The organism is Sorangiineae bacterium MSr12523 (assembly GCA_037157775.1).
GTDB classification, from domain to species: Bacteria; Myxococcota_A; Polyangia; order Polyangiales; family Polyangiaceae; genus Pendulispora; species Pendulispora brunnea.
The window spans coordinates 777,602-795,541 of record CP089982.1 but is presented as its reverse complement, the minus strand read 5'-3'; the positions used below and the strand labels follow the sequence as shown (position 1 = coordinate 795,541).

Sequence of the window (17,940 nt, the reverse complement as noted above, 5' to 3'; positions counted from 1 at the left end):
ATGGCATCGCGAGCACGCGGCTCTCATTCGGGTGGCGAGACCCTTTTCGCAGCCGCGGCGCGAAACGATCCGTCGGCGAAGGCGCACGTGCCGCTCGCGGAGAGGATGCGGCCGCACCGACTCGAGGAGTTGGTCGGGCAGGCGCACCTGTTCGGGCCGAACAAGCTGCTGACCCGCGCCATCGCCGGCGATCGGCTGCCGTCCATGATTCTGTGGGGACCGCCCGGTGTAGGTAAAACGACGCTGGGTCGCATCGTGGCGGAGGGGACGAAGGCGGAGTTCGTGCTCTTCAGTGCGGTCCTGGGCAGCCTCGCCGACCTGCGGCAGATCGTGGGCGAGGCGCGCGAGCGGCTCGACTACCACGGCAAGCGCACCATCGTGTTCGTCGACGAGATCCACCGCTTCAACAAGGCGCAGCAGGATGCGTTCTTGCCGCACGTGGAGGCGGGCACCATCACACTGATTGGCGCCACCACGGAAAATCCGTCGTTCGCCGTCAATGCGGCGCTCCTTTCGCGGTGCAAAGTGTTTCGGCTCGAGCAGCTCGACGAAAAGGAGCTCACGTCGCTTCTCGAACGCGCGCTCGCCGACGAAGGGCGTGGCCTCGGTGCGCGGAAGGTGCGCGCCACGCCCGATGCACTGACGGCCATCGCGCGGCTCGCGCGCGGGGATGCGCGGCGGGCGCTCACCACGCTGGAAACCACGGTGGACTATCTCGATACGGCGGGCGAGCAGGAGCTCACCGCCGACGCGGTGATCGCGGGCCAGAGCCACGATCCGCTGCTGTACGACAAGGCGGGCGAGGAGCACTACAACGTGGTGAGCGCGTTCATCAAGTCGATGCGCGGCTCGGATCCCGATGCGGCGGTCTACTGGATGATGCGCATGCTCGATGCGGGCGACGATCCGCTGTTCGTGCTGCGCCGCATGCTCATTTTCGCGAGCGAGGACGTGGGCAATGCCGATCCGCGCGCGCTCATGGTCGTCGAAGCCGCCGACAGCGCGTTTCGCCGGATCGGCATGCCCGAGGGTCTGTACGCGATGGCGCAAGCCGCGACGTACCTGGCGGCCACGGTGAAGTCGAACGCGGCGGGCAAAGCCTGGCAGCGGGCCCGCGCCCTCATCGAGCAGCACGGCGCGCTTCCGGTGCCGAAGAAGCTGCGCAATGCCGTCACGTCGCTGATGAAGAACGAGGGCTACGGCCAAGGCTACAAGTACGCGCACGACTTCGAGGGCGGCGTCGTGCCCGGTGAGACGTACCTGCCGGAGGCGCTGGTCGGCGAGGCCATTTACGAGCCGGCCGACCGTGGCGAGGAAGCGCGCATCCGCACGCGCATCGAAGGGCTGCGCGCGGCCGTGCAAGAGAAGAAAGAGAACAGCGAGTAGCGGCTATTCCTCGCCGAGCTCGAAGAGCACACCCTGCAGGGCGGTGCGCAGCTCGCCGAGGGCGTGGGATTCTCCCTTTCGCGTGGCCACGGCGACGCCGGCCTCGAGCCAATCGCGTGCCTCGGACCAGCGCTCGCACTTGCTCAGCATTTGGCCGCACATCAAGTACATGGGCACGTAGTCGGCGTTGAAGGTGCGCAAGGTGGTGAAGGTTTGCAGCGCTTCGTCGTATCGCTCGGCCTTGCTGTATTCCAGCGCGAGGCCGTACCACGCGAGGGGATCCGTCGAACCGTCGGCGGTAATTTTCTCGAGGAATTTGAGGCGCTTCGCGCTCTTCTCGTCCAACTCGGCCATGATGTTCAGCTCCTCTCCACCACGCCGATGTACGGGAGGTTGCGGTACTTCTCCGCCCAGTCCAATCCGTAGCCCACGACGAAGCGGTCTTCGATGGTGAAGCCCAGGTAGTCGACCTTCACCTGCACCTTGGCGCGCGCCGGTTTGTGCAACAGGGCGCAGACCTTCACGCTGCGCGGGGCGCGCGTGCGAAACAGGTCGATCAGGTGCGCGATGGTCAGGCCGGTGTCGACGATGTCTTCGACGATGAGCACGTCCTCGCCTGCGATGGGGCGCGACAGGTCTTGCGTGATTTGCACCACGCCGCTCGACTCCGTTCCCTCGCCGTAGGAGCGCATCCCGAGGAAGTCGATGCGAACGGGGGCATCGATGGCGCGGGCGAGATCCGCCGCGAAGACGAAGCTTCCTTTGAGGACACACACCAGAACCGGGGGGTTGGCCCTGTAGTGGTCGGAGATCTCCGCACCCAGCTCGTGGACGCGCTTGTCGATCTCCTCTTTCGAAATCATCGTGACGATACGTTCCGACATGGTGCGGCGGATGCTACTTCGCGAACGCCACGTGTTCCACTAGGACTCTCCTTCATGGCCCGTCCCCGCGCCGATCCGACGCTTTTGAGGCAGGTCGCCATCGCCGTTTTCGGCTTGGTGGCCGATCATGGAATCGACGGCACGTCCATGCGTGCCGTGGCCGCCGCCACGGGCCTGAGCACCGGGACGCTGAACTACCACTTCGAAAACAAGCGCGGGCTCATTCGGTTCGCGCTGTCGTACGCCTACCAGCCACCGCCCGATTGGAGCGCACACGAAGGCGACACCGGCTCCGCCCTCCGCCGATTGTTCCAGCGTTACCTGCTCCAGCGCGACCAGGTGCGCGTGTGGTGGCGATTTTGGTGCGCCATCACCGCCGCGGCCTCGAGCGATCCCGAGATGGCCGAGTGGCAAATGCGCACGCACCAGGCCCTCGTTGGCTTTTTTGCCGCCGTCCTTGGACCGGCCGAACGCCGCGGCGAGCTCGCCTCCCGGGTCGATGCCGACGCCGAGGCGGAGCGCCTGGTCGCCCTCGCGCACGGCCTCGCCCTCCGCCAGCTCGTCGACCCTCGACCGGAGGTCTTCGATCTGTGCAAATCGCTCTTGGAGCAGGAAATCGAGCGGGTTTGCACAAGTCGCACAGACGTGCGACTTTAAAGAATGGACGATGACGTCGGCCGCCTCGAACGCGACGGCTATGTGATCCTCGAGGGCGTCTTGAACGAGCGCGAGCGGGCGGAGCTCCAGAAGGCGCTGGCCCCGTTCGAGCGGGAACGGCCACGCGGGCGCAATCCATTCGAGGGTGAATTTTCCACGCGCGTTTACTCGCTCGCGGGCAAGGGGGAGGTGTTTCTCGCACTCGCGGAGCATCCGCGCATCGCCGCGCTGCTCGATGCGCTCCTCGCCCCGAATTGGCTGCTCTCCACGCTGCAATCGATTCGCCTTCACCCCGGCGAGACGCGCCAGGGCTGGCACACGGACGACAGCTTTTACATGCCGCAGCGGCCGCGCGCGATGCGCTTTGGCGTGTCGACGATCTGGGCGCTGGAAGACTTCACCGCCGAAAACGGCGCCACCGAAGTCGTCCCCGGCAGCCACCTGTGGGGCTTCGAGCACCCCGACGATCGCGCCCACACCGTGGTCCCAGCGATCATGCCGGCCGGCTCCGTGCTCGTCTTCGATGCGGGCCTCTGGCACCGCGGGGGCGCGAACCGATCGCGGGGAACGCGGCTTTGCATCAGCCCGCAGTATTGCCAGCCGTGGCTTCGGCCCCAGGAGTCGCAGCTCTTGATTGCGTCGGCCGAAATCGTCCGGCGGGCCTCGCCGAGGCTGCAGAGCATGCTCGGCTACAGCATTCACCCGCCTTTCATCGGCCACGTCGACGGTATGCATCCTTTGCGAACCGCCGATCCCAGCTACCGCCATCACAAGACGAACGCGGCGGCGGTGGCCAATGCGGTGCTGCCCGCATCCACGCGATAACGATGTATAAAGCGGCCATGCGCGCTCTTTCGTTCGGTAGGCCTCTTTTCGGTGCAGCCACGCTCCTTGCGCTGGCCCTTGCCGCGTGTGCGTCGGGCTCGTCGTCCCCGCCGCCGGCCACGGTTGACGTTCCCCCCGCGGGCAGTGCATCCAGCGAGGCGCCCGCGACCAGCGCGCCCGCCGCGAGCGGGACGGCCTCGACGTCGACGCCGAAGCAGTGCGGCTGTTCCTTGTGCGAGCCGGTGGTGAGCGAAGACGCCTGTAGCACCGATGCCGACTGCGCTCCGTCGGTCCCTTGCCACGCACCCGCATGTGTGGCCAAGGCCAAGGCGGTGCCGCGCAAGCCCGACACGATGTGCACCATGATGATGGCCTGTACCTCGGCCGACTCGAACACGTGCGGCTGTCTAAAGGGCAAGTGCGCGCTCTACCCGAAGTCCTCACCGTAGCCCGCACGTAACCCGAGCCCGAAAGCCGCACGTCATGCCGCAAAAAGAGCGAGTGCTGGCGTTTGCCTTCGTCACGGTGTTCCTCGACCTCGTGGGCTTCGGGATCATCATCCCGCTGCTGCCCTTCTACGTGAAGTCGATGGGCGGGACGGCCGAGACGGTGGGCTTCATTCTTTCGTCGTTCTCGCTGACCCAGCTCCTGCTGACGCCGGTGCTGGGGCGCCTCAGCGATCGCGTGGGACGAAGGCGGGTCATCCTCGTGTCGCTGGCAGGGAACGCCGTTTCCATGGCCCTGTTTGCGCTGGCCACCAAGGTCTCGCTCCTTCCGCTGCTCTTCATTTCGCGCATCGTGGCCGGTGCGACGTCGGGCAACATTGCGGCCTGCCAAGCGGCCATCGCCGACGTGACGGATGCCGAGGATCGCACGAAGGGCATGGGCCGCATCGGTGCGGGCGTCGGCCTGGGCATGGTCCTGGGCCCGGTGCTCGGAAGCGCGGCGAGCCACTTCGGCGAATGGGCGCCGCCGCTCGTGGCCTCGGCGCTCGCGCTCGCGGATTTCGCGGCGGCCTTCTTCTTCATGCCGGAAACGCGGCGCCCCGAATCGGTGAGCCTCCGCGACGTCACGGGCGCGACGGATCAGCGCCCCAGTTTGTGGGAGGCGATTTCGCAGCGCGGGATCCTGATCGTCTTCGCGTTGTATTTTTTGACGTTTCTCTACCTGAGCACCATCAACGTCACCCTCCCGCTCATCACGAACGTGCGCCTCGGGTGGACCGAACGCGAGATCGGGCACGTTTTCGGTCTCTTCGGGCTCATCATGCTCGTGATTCAAGGGGGTCTCATCGGGCGCATGTCCCGTGCTTGGGGCGCGCGGCGGTTGATCATCGCCGGATCGGTGTGCGCCATGTGTGGGCTGCTGGTCGTGGCGTGGAGCGGCCAGGTGGCGGCCGTGGTGGTGGGGCTCGTGCTGCTCGGGGCAGGGCTCGGCGTGATTAACCCTTGCTTGTCGACCTTGGCCGCCGAATTGGCCGGCAGCTCGCGGCGGGGCGCCATCCTCGGCTTTGCACAATCGGCCGGAGGGCTGGCGCGCACGCTGGGTCCCACGGCCGCCGGCATCTTGTACGCGCGCATTGGACCGAGCGCACCGTTCACCAGCGGCGCAGGCGCAGCGCTCGTGTCGATCACGTTGGCCTCCGTCTTTCTGCGCCCGCGCAAGCCCGCCTGACGGCGTCCATTGTCCGCACGCAGCACGGCGTGCCATTAAGGATTCATGCGCATCGCACTCTGTTCCGACGAGCCGTATCCGGTTCATCAGATCATCGCGGATGAGGTGAAACGCCGAGGCCACGAGGTGGTTCCCTTCGGCGCCGTGGCCAGCGCCCACGACGAGCCTTGGGCGGAGGCGGCAGAGCAAGCCGCCCTCGCCGTACGCCGAGGGGAGTGCGACGAGGGCATCTTTCTCTGCTGGACCGGGACGGGCATCAGCATCGCCGCCAACAAGGTGGAAGGGATCCGCGCCGCGCTGTGTGCGGACCCACCCACCGCAGCGGGCGCCCGCGTGTGGAACCATGCGAACGTGCTCTGCCTCTCGAACCGCACCCTGTCGGGCGACGTCGCCAAGGAGATCCTCGCCGCGTGGTTCGATACGCCTCCCGGCGACAAAGGGTCCGCCGGCGTCGCGCGGTTGGCCGACGTGGAACGGCGCCATCGCAAGTAAACGCAGGGTCATTCGGCGGACCTCACGGAGATGGACCGGCCGTCCGTCTCGACGAGAACGGCTCCATGGCGATCCGTCCGGTACGTGCGCACGCCGGCCGCGTGCAACGTGGCCAGCGTGATGCCGGCCGGATGACCAAAGCGGTTGCGCGCCCCCGCCGAGATGATGGCCCACTCGGGACGAATGGCCGCGACGAAGTCGGCCGACGTCGAAGTGCGGCTCCCATGATGCCCCACCTTGAGAACATCGGCGCGCAACGCACCGGCCGGAAGCCGCAAGAGATCGCCTTCTTCCTCCCGTTCCGCATCGCCCGTGAAAAGAATGTGCCGCGAGCCGTAGCCAATTCGAAGCACGAACGAATTGTCATTGGGCCCGCGGTCCGCCGATGCCTCCGGGCACGGCGCCAACACCTCCACGGTGACCCCGCCGATGGCGTGAACCCCGCAGAGCGTCTCCGGCCGCTGCACGAGCGTGCCCTTCGCGCGCGACGTGCGAAGCCATGCCGCGTACGCGCCACCGGTGCCTTCGCGCTCCCCCTGACCCGTGTCCCAAAGCGCGCGCACGGCGATGCCATCGAGCCCCGTGGGAAGGCCCCCGAAATGGTCCGGGTGCGGATGCGATAACACCACGAGCGCAAGGGCGTCGCGACGGCGCGCACGCAACGTGGGGGCAATGACGCGGGCCCCGACATCGACCGGGCTGCCGACGATGCCGCCTCCGTCGATCAGCATGGCTTCGCCATTGGGAAGATCGATGAGCGCCGCATCGCCCTGCCCCACATCGAGAAAGGTGACCCGCAGCTTTCCCGAGGGCGCACCATCCCGGCGCGCGGGGATCTCCAAGGCAACACAGAGCGCCAGGCAGGTCGCCATCACGACCAGCCGGCGCGAGGAGCGCTGGAGAAGCCCCCATGCAAGAAGGGCAAACGCAAGCACGGCGAGCTGCGCGGACGTGGGGGGCGGTATCTCGATCGATAGCCAACCAATGCGCGCGAAGGCGCGGGCGATGCCGCGTACGGTGGCGAGGGCCAGCGAGGCCACCCAAGCGCACCCCCGCTCCGCCATGGGCAGCGGTGCCAGGAGCGCATGGACCAGACAAAGCGGCAGCGACACGATTTCCCCCACCGGAACGGCAAGAAGGTTCGCGAGCACGCCGCCGAGGGGCAGCGTCGTCGAAAGCAGGGACGTCACCGGTGCACATGCCACCGTGGCGCCCAAGGTCGCGGCCAGCGGCTGCGCAAGCTTTCCCGGAAGGCGCAGCGCGCTCGAGAACGCATTGGCCATGGCCGGACGAAAGACGAACAGACCCGCCGTCGCCAAAACGGAGAGCACGAAGGACAGATCGTACGCCACGAGCGGGTCCAGCCAGGCCATCCCGACGATGGAGAGGCCGAGGGCACGCGCACCATCACCTCGGCGGGCGAGAAGCCGCGCCAAAAGGATCACACTGGTCATCCACGCCGCGCGAAGCGCCGAGCCACTCGAGCCGGCGAAATCGGCATAGAGAAACGAGACGACGATGCCCACGGCATCGGCGAGGCGACCGGCATCGATGCGCGCCGAGATGCCCTCGATGCGAATGAAGCACGCGCGCAGGAGGCGCGTCAGCCCCAGCACCACGAGAACGAGGTGCATGCCCGAAACGGCAAGAAGGTGCGACAGCCCGCTCCCGCGGAAGGCCGCGGCGTCGTCCGAGGTGAGATCGTTTTCGCCGAGCACCATGGCTCGTGCCATGGGCGCGGTATCGGCGGGGAACGTCGCATCGATGCGCGTGCGCACGGCCGCCCGGGTGCGATCGATCCAGGCCGGCGGCCCACGCCCGCGCGCGAGCAGGTGTCGATCGAGAAGACCTCCGGAACGAACGGCACCTCGCCGCACCTCCGCCGGAAGCGGATCGCTCGTGTCGAAGTTGGTCAGCCGTTCCGGGGGGCCCAGCTGAGCGACGAAGGCCACCCGATCGCCGCGCGCAAGGGGCTCACCCGCAACGTCGGTGTCGTACAACGAGGCCTGAAACGGCGTGCGAATGGTGCGCTCGCCGCACGAGACATCCAGCACCTCGCCCAGCCAGCGCACGGAACCTCCCATGCGCACCGGGGAACCGACGACCCGCGCAGTGCCATCGCAGCGTTGAATGCCCGGTGCGTCTTCCCCCACCCGGGCCAGCACGTCTTCGTGCGCCGCGATGGCGTGACCGGCGCGAAGCCAACCGACACCCAGGCCAAGCGCCACCAGGACCGTCATGAGGAGAGCTCGCCCCTTGGTGAGGTGCACGCACACGAGGCAAGCCACCGCGACCGCAAGCACCTCTGCCGCGTGATGACGCAGCAAGGCGCCGCTCGTCATGGCGAGCCCCACCGCCAGCACGGGATCGACGTACATGCCCAGGCCAACAGCAGCGCCCGTGCCGTTCGCTTGCCTGCGGAAATCCGCTATTTTGGCCCCTAGGCCCCTGTCCCGGACGATTTCGGGCCTGTCCCGGACAGGCTTACAAAAGGCTCGGGCCGTTGGCGGTCCTTGCGCGGGCGCCCACTCTAAACTAGGGTCCCCGCCCCATGTCCGACACGAAGTTTGCTCAGCTCCTCTCCTCGAAAAAGATCGACCCGCGCCGCGTTCTCGTGGCCTCGCGCGCGATCGAGCGACTGACCCGCGAAGACCGCACGATCCGGCTGGCCAAGCGCCGCGCCAAGGGTGGTGAGGGCGACAAGGCCGAGAAGGAGACGCGCAAGCCGCACAGCGGACGTCCGGTCACCCCGCGCGCGCTCGATGCAGCCCTCAAGGGTGGCGATTTGAGCGGCCCGGCAAAGACCCGCCTCCTCCGCGCCGTGAACAAGGTGCTGGAGCAGAAGAAGCAGGAGCCGGTCGACATCAAGGCGCTTTTCTAGTCTTTCGCCTCAATCTCGCCCTTCCTTCGCAAGCCATCCCTTCGCGCTGTGCGCCGCAGCGCGTCGTGATGTTGAAAATTCGCCCTCTCCGCACGACGCGTGCAGTGTGCAATCCATGCTGCCGATTGCGCTCGTCATCGTCGTCGTGCTTTTCACCGTCGATGTGCTGGACCTCGCCAACCGCCGCCGCCCCCGCCCTCGCCTCCTCCGCTAAGTCCGCGGGGCCCATTGGGCATGCACCGGCATCGAAGTCACCCAAGGCGGCTTCGAAGCGAGTGAATGTTGACGTTTTCCTGCGCAACGTTAGAGCGTGGTGGGTGCGGCGCTCGTTTTCGATTCCAACCTCGTGCGGGGTTGGCGCATGAGTCCGGAGGGACGTAAGTCCGGGACCGTGCTTGGACCTGGGGAAGCTTCCCCGGGCGAGGCGGCCAAGGCCTACACTGCGGGTGCGGAGGCCGCCGCCGCGGCTGCACGAACAACGACGACGAAGACCTTTGCGGTTGCGAGCCCCGTTGCGGTGGCCCCCGTTCAGGACGACGCGATCCTTTCGGACGCGATCCGCGGGAACACGGCTGCGTTCCGCGCACTGTATGCGCGACACCGCGCGGACGTCGCACGGCTCGTCTATCGGATGCTGGGCGCCAGTGCGGACCTCGACGATGTCGTCCAGGAAGTCTTCTTCCAGGTCTATCGCAGCCTCAAAGATTTTCGCGGACAGTCGAAATTCTCCACCTGGCTTCATCGTGTGACGGTCAACGTCGTTCTCATGCATCGGCGCGCGGCCCGCAGCCGCCCCATGTTGACGGACGAGGCCCCGCCCGATTTGAGTGCGGATCCACGCGTGGCGCTCCCAGACGAGGATGCAGCGCGTCGAGAACGCGTTCGTGCTTTTCAGCGGCTGCTGGAGCGGCTGCCCGACAAGAAACGCATCGTCTTCGTTCTGCACGAGCTCGAAGGGATCGCCCCTGCGGAGATTGCAAAGATCGTCGACGCACCTGTACTTACCGTGCGCACCCGTCTGTTCTATGCACGGCGTGAGATCGAAGCGATGTTGGCCGACGAACCGTCGCTCGCCGGGCTAAAATCTACGATCGATCTGGAGGACGGGGGGGATCCATGAGACGCGATCGAAAGACGGCACTCGACGTCATACTGCGCGAAGCCCGCGAGGACTTGGTTCCCAAGAACCGCGGCATCGATGGAGATTTCTCCGCCATCGACGAGAAGCTCTTCGAACGCATCGCCCGCGAGCCCGTCTCCATTTCGGAGTCACGAACGGGACGCGAGCGGAGTGCGGTGCGATCGCCCCGGCTCTGGGGCGGCGTTGCGTTGGTGGCAGCGGCCGCGGCGGCGTTCGTCGTCTTTCGCAGTCCGACCCGAACGCCCATCGAGAATACCCTCGTGCAGGGCACGCAAATCGGAACGCAGCCCACCGAGGTTTCCCCGAACGCAGCCCCCGAACGAGCACGCGGTGAATCGGCCGCATCGCTCCGCGAACGTCAGGGCACGGGGGAGATCCGCATCGCCGGAACCGCCGTCGAACCGGGGCACACCCTCGCGCTGTCCGAGTCGGTGGAAACGGCCGATGCGCGCGCCATCTTCATCAGCGGGCCGGAATCGCGTCCCGCCGTCACGTGGCTCCTCGAAGAGCGTTCCCGCGTCGAGGTGCAGCACGCACAGCTGCCGCTGGTTCTCACGCTCACCAAGGGCGCGGTCGAAGCGCAGGTTGCTCCGGTCGACCATGGTGAAGCCTTTGCCGTGGACATCGATGGCGTCCGCGTCGCCGTGCACGGAACGCACTTGCGCGTCTCGCGCGAGGGCGGACACGTGGCGGTCGATCTGACCGAAGGCGTCGTCGCCGTCGGCCCGATCCCGAGCGCCGGCCTCACCGAGGGCACCGTGGTGAATGCACCGGCGCACGTCGAGTTCGAAACGGCCGACATCTCCGGCTCCTTCCGGCTCGATCGCACGCCCACGTCCATTCGCACGCCGGTGCAGTTGGGCGGGCATCGGCCCGATGCATCGCGCCCGCAACTGCGCGAGACACTTGCGCGCGAGAAGACGCCCGACGTACGCACCGCATCGGCACCCGCCGCGCCGATGAAGCCCGAAGAGATCATCGCCAAAGGCGTGCGCGCCTGCGTCGCGAGCCAGCTTCGCGAGGCGACCGTCCGCGTGACGGTCAGCTCCAAGCTTTCGCTCAAGGTCGCCGAGGACGGATCGGTGTACTTTGCACGCTTCAATCCACCGCTCGCCCCCGAGGCGCAGGAATGCGCCTCGCGCATCATCTACAAGACGAGATTCCCCCACGGCGGCGACGTCGAGATCCCGCTTTCAAGTGAGTGAGTGACGAGCTTCGCGAATCGGCGCTACCGGCCTTCGCTCGCGCGCACGATCTCGGTGATGGCAAACGTCTCCCGGGCGCTCAAGGTTCGGAATTGGACGCCCATTCCATGGGGATGTGTCCACCGAACGACGCCCGGTATCGCAAAGGCTGAACGTTGCCCAGGCAACGTCAATTCGATCACGACCTCGTCGCCGAAGCCTGGAGGATCGACGGTCTCGACGAACATGCCACCGAGCGAAATATCCTTGGCGCGCCCCGTGCGCCTGTCCGCCTCTTTGGCTTTGGACACGAACTCGACGACCAGATCGATGGGGGCACGCGGCGTCCGACGTAACTCCACGGGAAACCTCCAAGTGCTTTTCCAAGTGCGCGGAAAAGCGAGCAAAACTCTAACGTAGCATGAGCTTACTTTTCTTTACGAACCCCGGCGACTTTTCGCGGCGACAATGTCGTCCAAGGATTGGTTGCTCTGTAAGAAAATGATTCGAGCGCTCCTGATTGACGATGACGAAGAACTCGCGCGGCTCTTGCGCGAATACCTGGCGACCCACCAAGTCGAGCTGGAACACGCCGCCACCGGACCCAAGGGGCTGGAACGGCTCGCCCGCCCGGCAGCCGCAGCCGTCGATGTCGTCTTGCTGGACGTCATGCTGCCGGGAATGGATGGGTTTGCCGTATGCCGCACCATCCGCGAAACCCGGCCTGAGCTGCCCATCCTGATGCTGACGGCCCGCGGGGACGACAACGATCGCATCGTTGGCCTCGAGCTGGGGGCCGACGATTACGTCCCCAAACCGTACAACGCACGTGAACTGCTCGCGCGCATGAAGGCGGTCCTCCGGCGCACTCGCGGAGGTTCGCCGCAGGCGGCCGATGTTCAACGCCGAGCCGCGAACATGGGCGACGTGCTCGAGGTGGGCGATCTCCGGGTCGACGTCCCCGGGCATGCGGCGGCGCTCGGAGAAAAAGCCGTGCCGCTGACGTCGTTCGAGTTTCGCGTGCTCGTTGCCCTGGCGCGGCGGGCCGGTGAGACGGTGACGCGTGAGGAGCTCGCGGCGGCGGTCAAAGGAGGAGGCGATGCGGCAGCGACCGCCGGCTATGATCCCTCGGTGGATCGCTCGCTCGACGTGCACATCAGCCACCTGCGGCAAAAACTTGGGGACGATCCGCGCGATCCGCGTCGGATCCGAACGGTGCGCGGCGTAGGCTACGTGCTCGTGCAGCCCGCGCGGTGAGCCCGTGCTTCGCCTGAAGACGCGCATCTTTCTCTGGTTTCTCGCGGCCATCGTCTTCGCCATGGGCACGAGCACCCTCACCGTCGCGCTCATGCGCCCCGAGGCCCCGCCCGTGCCCAGCGGCATGATGGGGCGCAACATCGCCTCGCGGCTGGAGACCCTCTGGGACGATGCCGGCGCGGCCGAAAACTACATCGCCGAGATGCGCGAACTCTCCGGCTACGCTTTCGAGCTGCGCCGCGATCCGCACGCCATCCCGGAGAATGCGCGCCGCGGTCGCGGACGTGGCCCCTTTCTGTTCGACCGGGAACGCAACGGCTACATCCCCGTCATGCGCCATGGCGAAATCCTGGGCGCGGTCGCATTCCCCGCGAACATCCCCAACACGCGCTGGTGGCGTCTTTTTGCCGGTCTGCTCGCCGGAGCCCTGGTGCTCGCGCTGGCAGCGGATCGCGTTGCACGCGATCTGGCGAGGCCGCTCGAGCGCGTGGCAGATGCGGCGCATCGTTTCGGCGGCGGGGAGTTGGGCGCGCGTACGGGCGTCGGTGGCGCGTCCGCCAGCAAACCCGTGTCCGACGAAGTGCACCAAGTGGCCAGCGCCTTCGACGCGATGGCCGAACGCGTCGAGCGCACCCTGCGCGATCAGCGGGAGCTGCTCGCGGCCATCAGTCATGAACTGCGCTCCCCGCTCGGGCGTGCGCGCGTGGCGCTCGAAATCGCGCGGGAGCAGCAAGGCACCACCGCACTGGATCGCGTGGAGCGGCAGCTGGTCGACGTGGACGCCATCCTGTCGGACCTTTTGGCGGTCACACGTGCGGGGCTCACGGATCTGCGCACGGAAAAAGTGGGCTACCTCGCCTGGGTGCGGGCGCGCATGGCCACCGAGCGCCCCGGCGATGTGGAGCTCGTGATCGAGGACGAAAGCATCGAAACGGCGCAGGTGACCATCGATGGAGCGTTGCTCGGGCGGGCGCTGCACAACCTGCTCGCGAATGCCCGGGCCCATGGGCATCCCGAAACAGAGCCGTTGCTCGTCGAGGTCTCGCGCACGTCGGATGGGAAGCTCCGCACCACGGTCCGCGACCGCGGGCCTGGCTTTGCGCCCGAGCTTTTGCCGCGAATCTTCGACCCATTCGTGCGGGGGGATGTCGCTCGGGTCCGGCCGGAATCGTCCGCAACCGGAGGGACGGGCCTCGGTTTGGCCCTGGTTCGGCGCATCATCGAGGCTCATGGGGGGTCCGTCTTTGCCCAGAACGGCAAAAATGGCGCAGAAGTGGGCTTCGACCTCGTGCTCGGATAGTCTCGCCGGTGATCGGCAAAGGACGAGCCGCACGTACATCTGATAAGCTCCGCCCGAAACTACCCCATGGAGATCGAGCTCGGCATCGTCTGCGGGCGTTGCGACTGGTACAGCCCTATGAAGACCGCCACGTGCCCATCGTGTGGGCACGGGCTTGCGCTTTTTCCGCGACCAGCGTCGATACCTCCGACGGCGCGCGATACCCACATCGATGTGGAGGGCGAGCTCGCGTCACGCGAGCCTGCACCGAGTCAGCCCGATCTGGAGAACAGCGACATTGCGCCCCCGTCGGCGCTCTTCTTGGATCCCCTTCGTCCGCGGCGCGGATCGTCCGCGGCGGCGAATCTCGACAACGCCAGCCCGCGTTCGGGCGAGGGCCCGAAGTCCGCGGAACCCCCCCCTCCGACGCCGCCGCCCGTCAGCACGGGGCGGGTGCCTGGGCAACAACGAATGGGTGACTCGGCGGTGTCGTCATCGGGGGCATTCGACAGCCGCGTTTCGACTCGGACGCGGTCGACGTCGACTTCATCTTTGCGCGAAGCGGAAAATTCTGTTTTGCAACAGGGTGCGTCAGGTGAGCGTGCGCAAGCCAAAGGCGCTCTTGGACAAGTTGCATCCGGATTGAGTCTGGAGGAACTCATGGATCAAGCGAAAAACTTCGTCTGCAGGTCGTGCTCGACCCCCGTGCCGATGGGGCACAAGTTCTGCGGTCGGTGCGGTGCCGCGGTTCCTCCCGAGATCTTGAATGCGCGGACGCAGTTTTTCGGTCAGCTCCAGGTTCCGGGCAAAGCCAAGCTCATTTTGATCCGCGGCGAAGGGGTCGAAGGGCTCTCGTACCAGCTCAACGCCGAGCAACACATCGTGGGTCGCAACGGGCAGCTCGTCTTCCCCGACGATCCCTTCGTGTCGCCGAAGCACGCGAACCTGTTCTACCGAAGCGGCAAATTGGTGGTGCGCGACGAGGGCTCGCTCAACGGCGTGTTCCTGCGCGTGCGCGGCACCGTCGACATCGCGGTGGGCGATCACTTCCTCGCGGGTGAGCAGCTCTTTCGCATCGACGCCACGCCGAAACAGGCCGACGGCCCCGCACCCGATGGCACGTACTTCTATTCGTCCCCGAAGCACCAGAGCCCCTTCCGCATCACGCAGCTGCTGCAAGGCGGCGCCACGGGCATGACGGTGTGTGCGCGCAACCAGGGATTGCAGATCGGGCGCGAAGGCGGGGATTTGAACTTCCCGACGGATCTCTACATGAGCGCCTCGCACTGCAAGCTGGAGGAGAACACCGGGCGGCTGACGCTGACGGATCTCAACAGCCGCAATGGGACGTACGTCCGTCTCAAGGGCGAGCGCGAGCTCACGCACGGGGATTACCTGTTCATCGGGCGCAAGCTGCTGCGCGTCGAGATCACGGCAGCGTAAGCTTATTTCTTGCCGTTGCGTTTCTCGCGTGGGGGGGTGAGACCCGCCGTGAGGCCGGCGGCGCGGCGGGTGAGGCTCGCCAACACCGAGATGACGTTGACCGGAACGGCGTCGAGGAGCGACTCCAGATCGAACGGGCCATCGATGCCGGGCAGCAGCGCTTCGAAGAGAACACCGAAGCGGTCGTACTTGCGCGAGAGATCGTGAAGGCGCGTGCGGAGGGCCTCGGCCTCCTTGCCGCGGGCATCGCCTAGCAGCGAAAGCGCGCGCTGGGAGAGGGCGCGCTTGTCGGCGACGACCCGGCGCAGGCGCGCGAGGTAGGCGCCGATGATGACATCGGGGTACTTGCCGCGAAGCGAGTAGGCATCGAAGCGCTCGCCGGAGATGCGCTGGCGCTCCACGATGCCGGCCGCCTCGAGGTTCTTCAGGTTGCCGAAGATGTTGCTCTTGGAGCGACCGAGCGTAAGGCTCAGTTCGTCCATCGAGACGGGGCCTTCGGCCAAGTAAAGCGCCGCCACGATTTGCCCGCCGAGGCGCGTGACGCCGGGAAAGCTTGCAGCGACCTCGGCACCGACACCTTCGAGCAGGGTCCGCTGGGCCAGCGCGACCGCATCCTGGTCTTGGGATTCGCGAGAAGAGCGAGCTGCCCGAGGCATGTCCCTGCACAGTACTCCGGCCAGGGGATCTTCGGGAGCCTGTGGTGCTAGCGTCTTCACATGGGATCGCACGAAAATCGGCTCGCGAAGGAAGCGTCACCGTACCTGCTTCAACATGCGAAAAATCCGGTCGACTGGTATCCGTGGGGCCCCGAGGCGCTCGAGCGCGCGGCCCGCGAGGACCGGCCGATCCTGCTGTCGATCGGCTACTCCGCCTGCCACTGGTGCCACGTGATGGAGCGCGAAAGCTTCGAGGATCCGGACATCGCGCAGGCGATGAACGAGCTCTTCGTGAACATCAAAGTGGACCGCGAGGAGCGGCCGGATCTCGATCAGATCTACCAACTGGTGGTGCAGTTGATGGGGCAGAACGGCGGCTGGCCACTCACGGTGTTCCTCACGCCGGACAAAAAGCCGTTCTTCGGCGGCACGTACTTCCCGCCGCACGACCGCTACGGGATGCCGGGCTTCCCCAAGGTGCTGCAGGCGATTTCGTCGGCGTACCGTGAACGGCGCGGTGAGGTGGATCTGCAGGCCGCCGAGCTGACGCGGGCCATTGCCCAGGCAACCGCCACCGAGAAGGAAGGCGCCGAGGCCGCGGCAGTGCATGCCCTGTCGGCCAAGGAGCGGCTCGCGCGGGCGGTGGCCAAGCTTTCGCCGCGTTTCGATGCGCGCCACGGTGGCTTTGGCTCGCGGCCCAAGTTCCCCAACACGATGTCCGTGGATTTGCTCCTGCGCTACGCGGCGCTCGACGGGGACGTGCCGTCGCGTGCGCACGTGTCCATCACCTTGGATGCGATGCGGGCGGGCGGTATCTACGACCATCTCGGCGGTGGGTTCCATCGCTACTCGACGGACGAGCGCTGGCTCGTTCCGCACTTCGAGAAGATGCTCTACGACAACGCGCTCTTGCTCCGGCTCTACACCGATGGCGCACGCGGGCTCGAGGAGCCGCGGTATGCCGAAACGGCACGCGAGATTGCGACGTATGTCGCACGCGAGATGACCGACGCAGGCGGAGGCTTTTACGCGACGCAAGATGCCGACAGCGAAGGCGTCGAGGGGAAGTTCTTCGTATGGTCGCGCGACGAGATCAAGACGGCGCTGGCGGCCGATTCTTCGCAAGACGACGTCGATTCGCACCAGGCTACGCAGCTTGCGCTCGCGTACTTCGACGTGACGGACAAAGGGAACTTCGAGGAAACGGGAAAGACCGTGCTTCATACGCCGCGTGCACTGGAAACGGTGGCGCGGGACCTGGGCATGACGCACGAGCATGCGAAAGGCTTGCTCGCGCGCATTCAGGCGAAGCTCTTCGAAGTGCGCGAAGAGCGCGTAAAGCCGTTCCGCGACGAGAAGATCCTCGCGGGATGGAACGGGCTGCTCATCGGCGCGCTGGCGGATGCATCGATCGCGCTGGATGCGCCGGAGATGCTCGCCCTCGCGGAGCGCGCATTCGGCTTTCTGCGGGCGCGGTTGCTGGACGGGGGGCGCGTGCTCCGGCACGTGAAGGGCGACATCGTGAAGGGCCCCGGCTTCCTCGACGACCATGCATACGTCGGCAATGCCGCCGTCGATCTGTACGAGGCAACGGGAAAGACCGAGTACATGACGGCCGCGCGCGCGATGGCGGATTCGTTGCTCCAGCACTTCGCGGACCGCGACAAGGGTGGCTTCTTCTTCACGCCGAACGACGGCGAGGCGCTGATCCACCGCGCCAAGGATCCGTACGATCAGGCCGTGCCGAGCGGGCAAGCGATGGCATGCTTGCTCCTGCTTCGCTTGGGAAGCTTGGTGGAAGCTTCGTACGCGGAGCCGGCGGTGGCCGAGTTGGAGCGGCTTGCGCCGGCGGCGTTGGAGAATCCGTTCGGCCTCGGGCAGACATTGGCGGTGCTCGATCGGCTGGCCCGCGGGGCCGTCGATGTCGTCGTGGTGGGAAAGCGCGACGATGCGCGCACGCAGGCGCTGGCGCGCGAGGCCTTCCGCGCGTACCTCCCGAACCGCAATGTGGCCTGGCTCGACCCGAACGACGCGGCCTCGCGAGAAGCTTGTGCGGCGCTGGCGGAGGGCAAGGAACCCAAGGGCGAGGCGCCCGTGGCCTACGTCTGCCGCGGGCGAACGTGCTCGCTGCCGGTGTCGAACGCGGCAGCGCTGCGGGAGCTTCTTACCGAGGGGAAATAG

At 66.6% G+C, this 17,940-nt stretch carries 18 protein-coding genes; 13 read left to right on the top strand and 5 right to left on the bottom strand.

The window, feature by feature from the left end:
- The gene (locus LZC95_03380) at positions 1–1,386 is read left to right on the top strand and encodes a replication-associated recombination protein A (GenBank protein WXA95882.1); all 1,386 of its coding nucleotides are present in this window, start codon (positions 1–3) and stop codon (positions 1,384–1,386) included.
- A 3-nt stretch (positions 1,387–1,389) separates the two neighbouring features.
- Here the strand turns inward: LZC95_03380 and LZC95_03375 are convergent, their stop codons facing one another.
- Together LZC95_03375 and hpt are read right to left on the bottom strand one after the other, a co-directional pair.
- Positions 1,390–1,740, bottom strand: coding sequence for a tetratricopeptide repeat protein (locus LZC95_03375; protein WXA95881.1), 351 nt, complete (start codon positions 1,738–1,740; stop codon positions 1,390–1,392).
- Positions 1,741–1,745: 5 nt separating this feature from the next.
- Positions 1,746–2,270, bottom strand: coding sequence for a hypoxanthine phosphoribosyltransferase (hpt, locus tag LZC95_03370; protein WXA95880.1), 525 nt, complete (start codon positions 2,268–2,270; stop codon positions 1,746–1,748).
- A 54-nt stretch (positions 2,271–2,324) separates the two neighbouring features.
- Between hpt and LZC95_03365 the strand changes: the two genes are divergently transcribed.
- The 5 genes from LZC95_03365 to LZC95_03345 are packed head-to-tail and all read left to right on the top strand — an operon-like array spanning position 2,325 to position 5,918.
- Positions 2,325–2,927: a TetR family transcriptional regulator gene (locus tag LZC95_03365; GenBank protein WXA95879.1), complete on the top strand. Its 603-nt coding sequence runs from the start codon at positions 2,325–2,327 to the stop codon at positions 2,925–2,927.
- A 3-nt stretch (positions 2,928–2,930) separates the two neighbouring features.
- Positions 2,931–3,752: a phytanoyl-CoA dioxygenase family protein gene (locus LZC95_03360; GenBank protein ID WXA95878.1), complete on the top strand. Its 822-nt coding sequence runs from the start codon at positions 2,931–2,933 to the stop codon at positions 3,750–3,752.
- 17 nt (positions 3,753–3,769) lie between these two features.
- Complete coding sequence (locus LZC95_03355) at positions 3,770–4,201, top strand: hypothetical protein (GenBank protein ID WXA95877.1); 432 nt, start codon at positions 3,770–3,772, stop codon at positions 4,199–4,201.
- A gap of 34 nt (positions 4,202–4,235) precedes the next feature.
- Positions 4,236–5,426 (top strand): MFS transporter, encoded by a 1,191-nt coding sequence (locus tag LZC95_03350; GenBank protein WXA95876.1) that lies wholly within the window; start codon positions 4,236–4,238, stop codon positions 5,424–5,426.
- 45 nt (positions 5,427–5,471) lie between these two features.
- Positions 5,472–5,918 carry an RpiB/LacA/LacB family sugar-phosphate isomerase gene (locus LZC95_03345; GenBank protein ID WXA95875.1) on the top strand — a complete coding sequence of 149 codons (447 nt, stop codon included), beginning with the start codon at positions 5,472–5,474 and terminating at the stop codon, positions 5,916–5,918.
- 8 nt (positions 5,919–5,926) lie between these two features.
- Here LZC95_03345 and LZC95_03340 read toward each other — a convergent pair whose 3' ends face one another.
- Positions 5,927–8,296, bottom strand: a complete 2,370-nt coding sequence (locus LZC95_03340; GenBank protein ID WXA95874.1) for a DNA internalization-related competence protein ComEC/Rec2 — start codon at positions 8,294–8,296, stop codon at positions 5,927–5,929.
- Positions 8,297–8,469: 173 nt separating this feature from the next.
- Here LZC95_03340 and LZC95_03335 point away from each other — a divergent pair, with 173 nt between their 5' ends.
- The 3 genes from LZC95_03335 to LZC95_03325 all read left to right on the top strand — a co-directional run bounded on the left by LZC95_03335 (position 8,470) and on the right by LZC95_03325 (position 11,145).
- Positions 8,470–8,799, top strand: coding sequence for a hypothetical protein (locus LZC95_03335; protein WXA95873.1), 330 nt, complete (start codon positions 8,470–8,472; stop codon positions 8,797–8,799).
- Positions 8,800–9,190: 391 nt separating this feature from the next.
- On the top strand, positions 9,191–9,919 hold the full coding sequence (locus tag LZC95_03330; protein WXA95872.1) for an RNA polymerase sigma factor: 729 nt from the start codon (positions 9,191–9,193) through the stop codon (positions 9,917–9,919).
- Positions 9,916–11,145 (top strand): FecR family protein, encoded by a 1,230-nt coding sequence (locus tag LZC95_03325; protein WXA95871.1) that lies wholly within the window; start codon positions 9,916–9,918, stop codon positions 11,143–11,145. Before LZC95_03330 ends, LZC95_03325 begins: the two co-directional genes overlap by 4 nt.
- A gap of 23 nt (positions 11,146–11,168) precedes the next feature.
- Here the strand turns inward: LZC95_03325 and LZC95_03320 are convergent, their stop codons facing one another.
- Positions 11,169–11,486 (bottom strand): PilZ domain-containing protein, encoded by a 318-nt coding sequence (locus tag LZC95_03320; GenBank protein ID WXA95870.1) that lies wholly within the window; start codon positions 11,484–11,486, stop codon positions 11,169–11,171.
- A 139-nt stretch (positions 11,487–11,625) separates the two neighbouring features.
- On the opposite strand from LZC95_03320, the gene LZC95_03315 reads away from it, so the two are divergent.
- The 3 genes from LZC95_03315 to LZC95_03305 all read left to right on the top strand — a co-directional run bounded on the left by LZC95_03315 (position 11,626) and on the right by LZC95_03305 (position 15,103).
- Positions 11,626–12,381 (top strand): response regulator transcription factor, encoded by a 756-nt coding sequence (locus tag LZC95_03315; protein WXA95869.1) that lies wholly within the window; start codon positions 11,626–11,628, stop codon positions 12,379–12,381.
- A 4-nt stretch (positions 12,382–12,385) separates the two neighbouring features.
- A complete protein-coding gene (locus tag LZC95_03310) occupies positions 12,386–13,681 on the top strand; it encodes an ATP-binding protein (GenBank protein ID WXA95868.1) in 1,296 nt (431 codons plus the stop codon).
- Positions 13,682–14,320: 639 nt separating this feature from the next.
- Positions 14,321–15,103 carry an FHA domain-containing protein gene (locus LZC95_03305; GenBank protein WXA95867.1) on the top strand — a complete coding sequence of 261 codons (783 nt, stop codon included), beginning with the start codon at positions 14,321–14,323 and terminating at the stop codon, positions 15,101–15,103.
- Positions 15,104–15,105: 2 nt separating this feature from the next.
- Here the strand turns inward: LZC95_03305 and LZC95_03300 are convergent, their stop codons facing one another.
- Complete coding sequence (locus LZC95_03300) at positions 15,106–15,759, bottom strand: MarR family transcriptional regulator (protein ID WXA95866.1); 654 nt, start codon at positions 15,757–15,759, stop codon at positions 15,106–15,108.
- Positions 15,760–15,819: 60 nt separating this feature from the next.
- Here LZC95_03300 and LZC95_03295 point away from each other — a divergent pair, with 60 nt between their 5' ends.
- Positions 15,820–17,940, top strand: coding sequence for a thioredoxin domain-containing protein (locus tag LZC95_03295; GenBank protein ID WXA95865.1), 2,121 nt, complete (start codon positions 15,820–15,822; stop codon positions 17,938–17,940).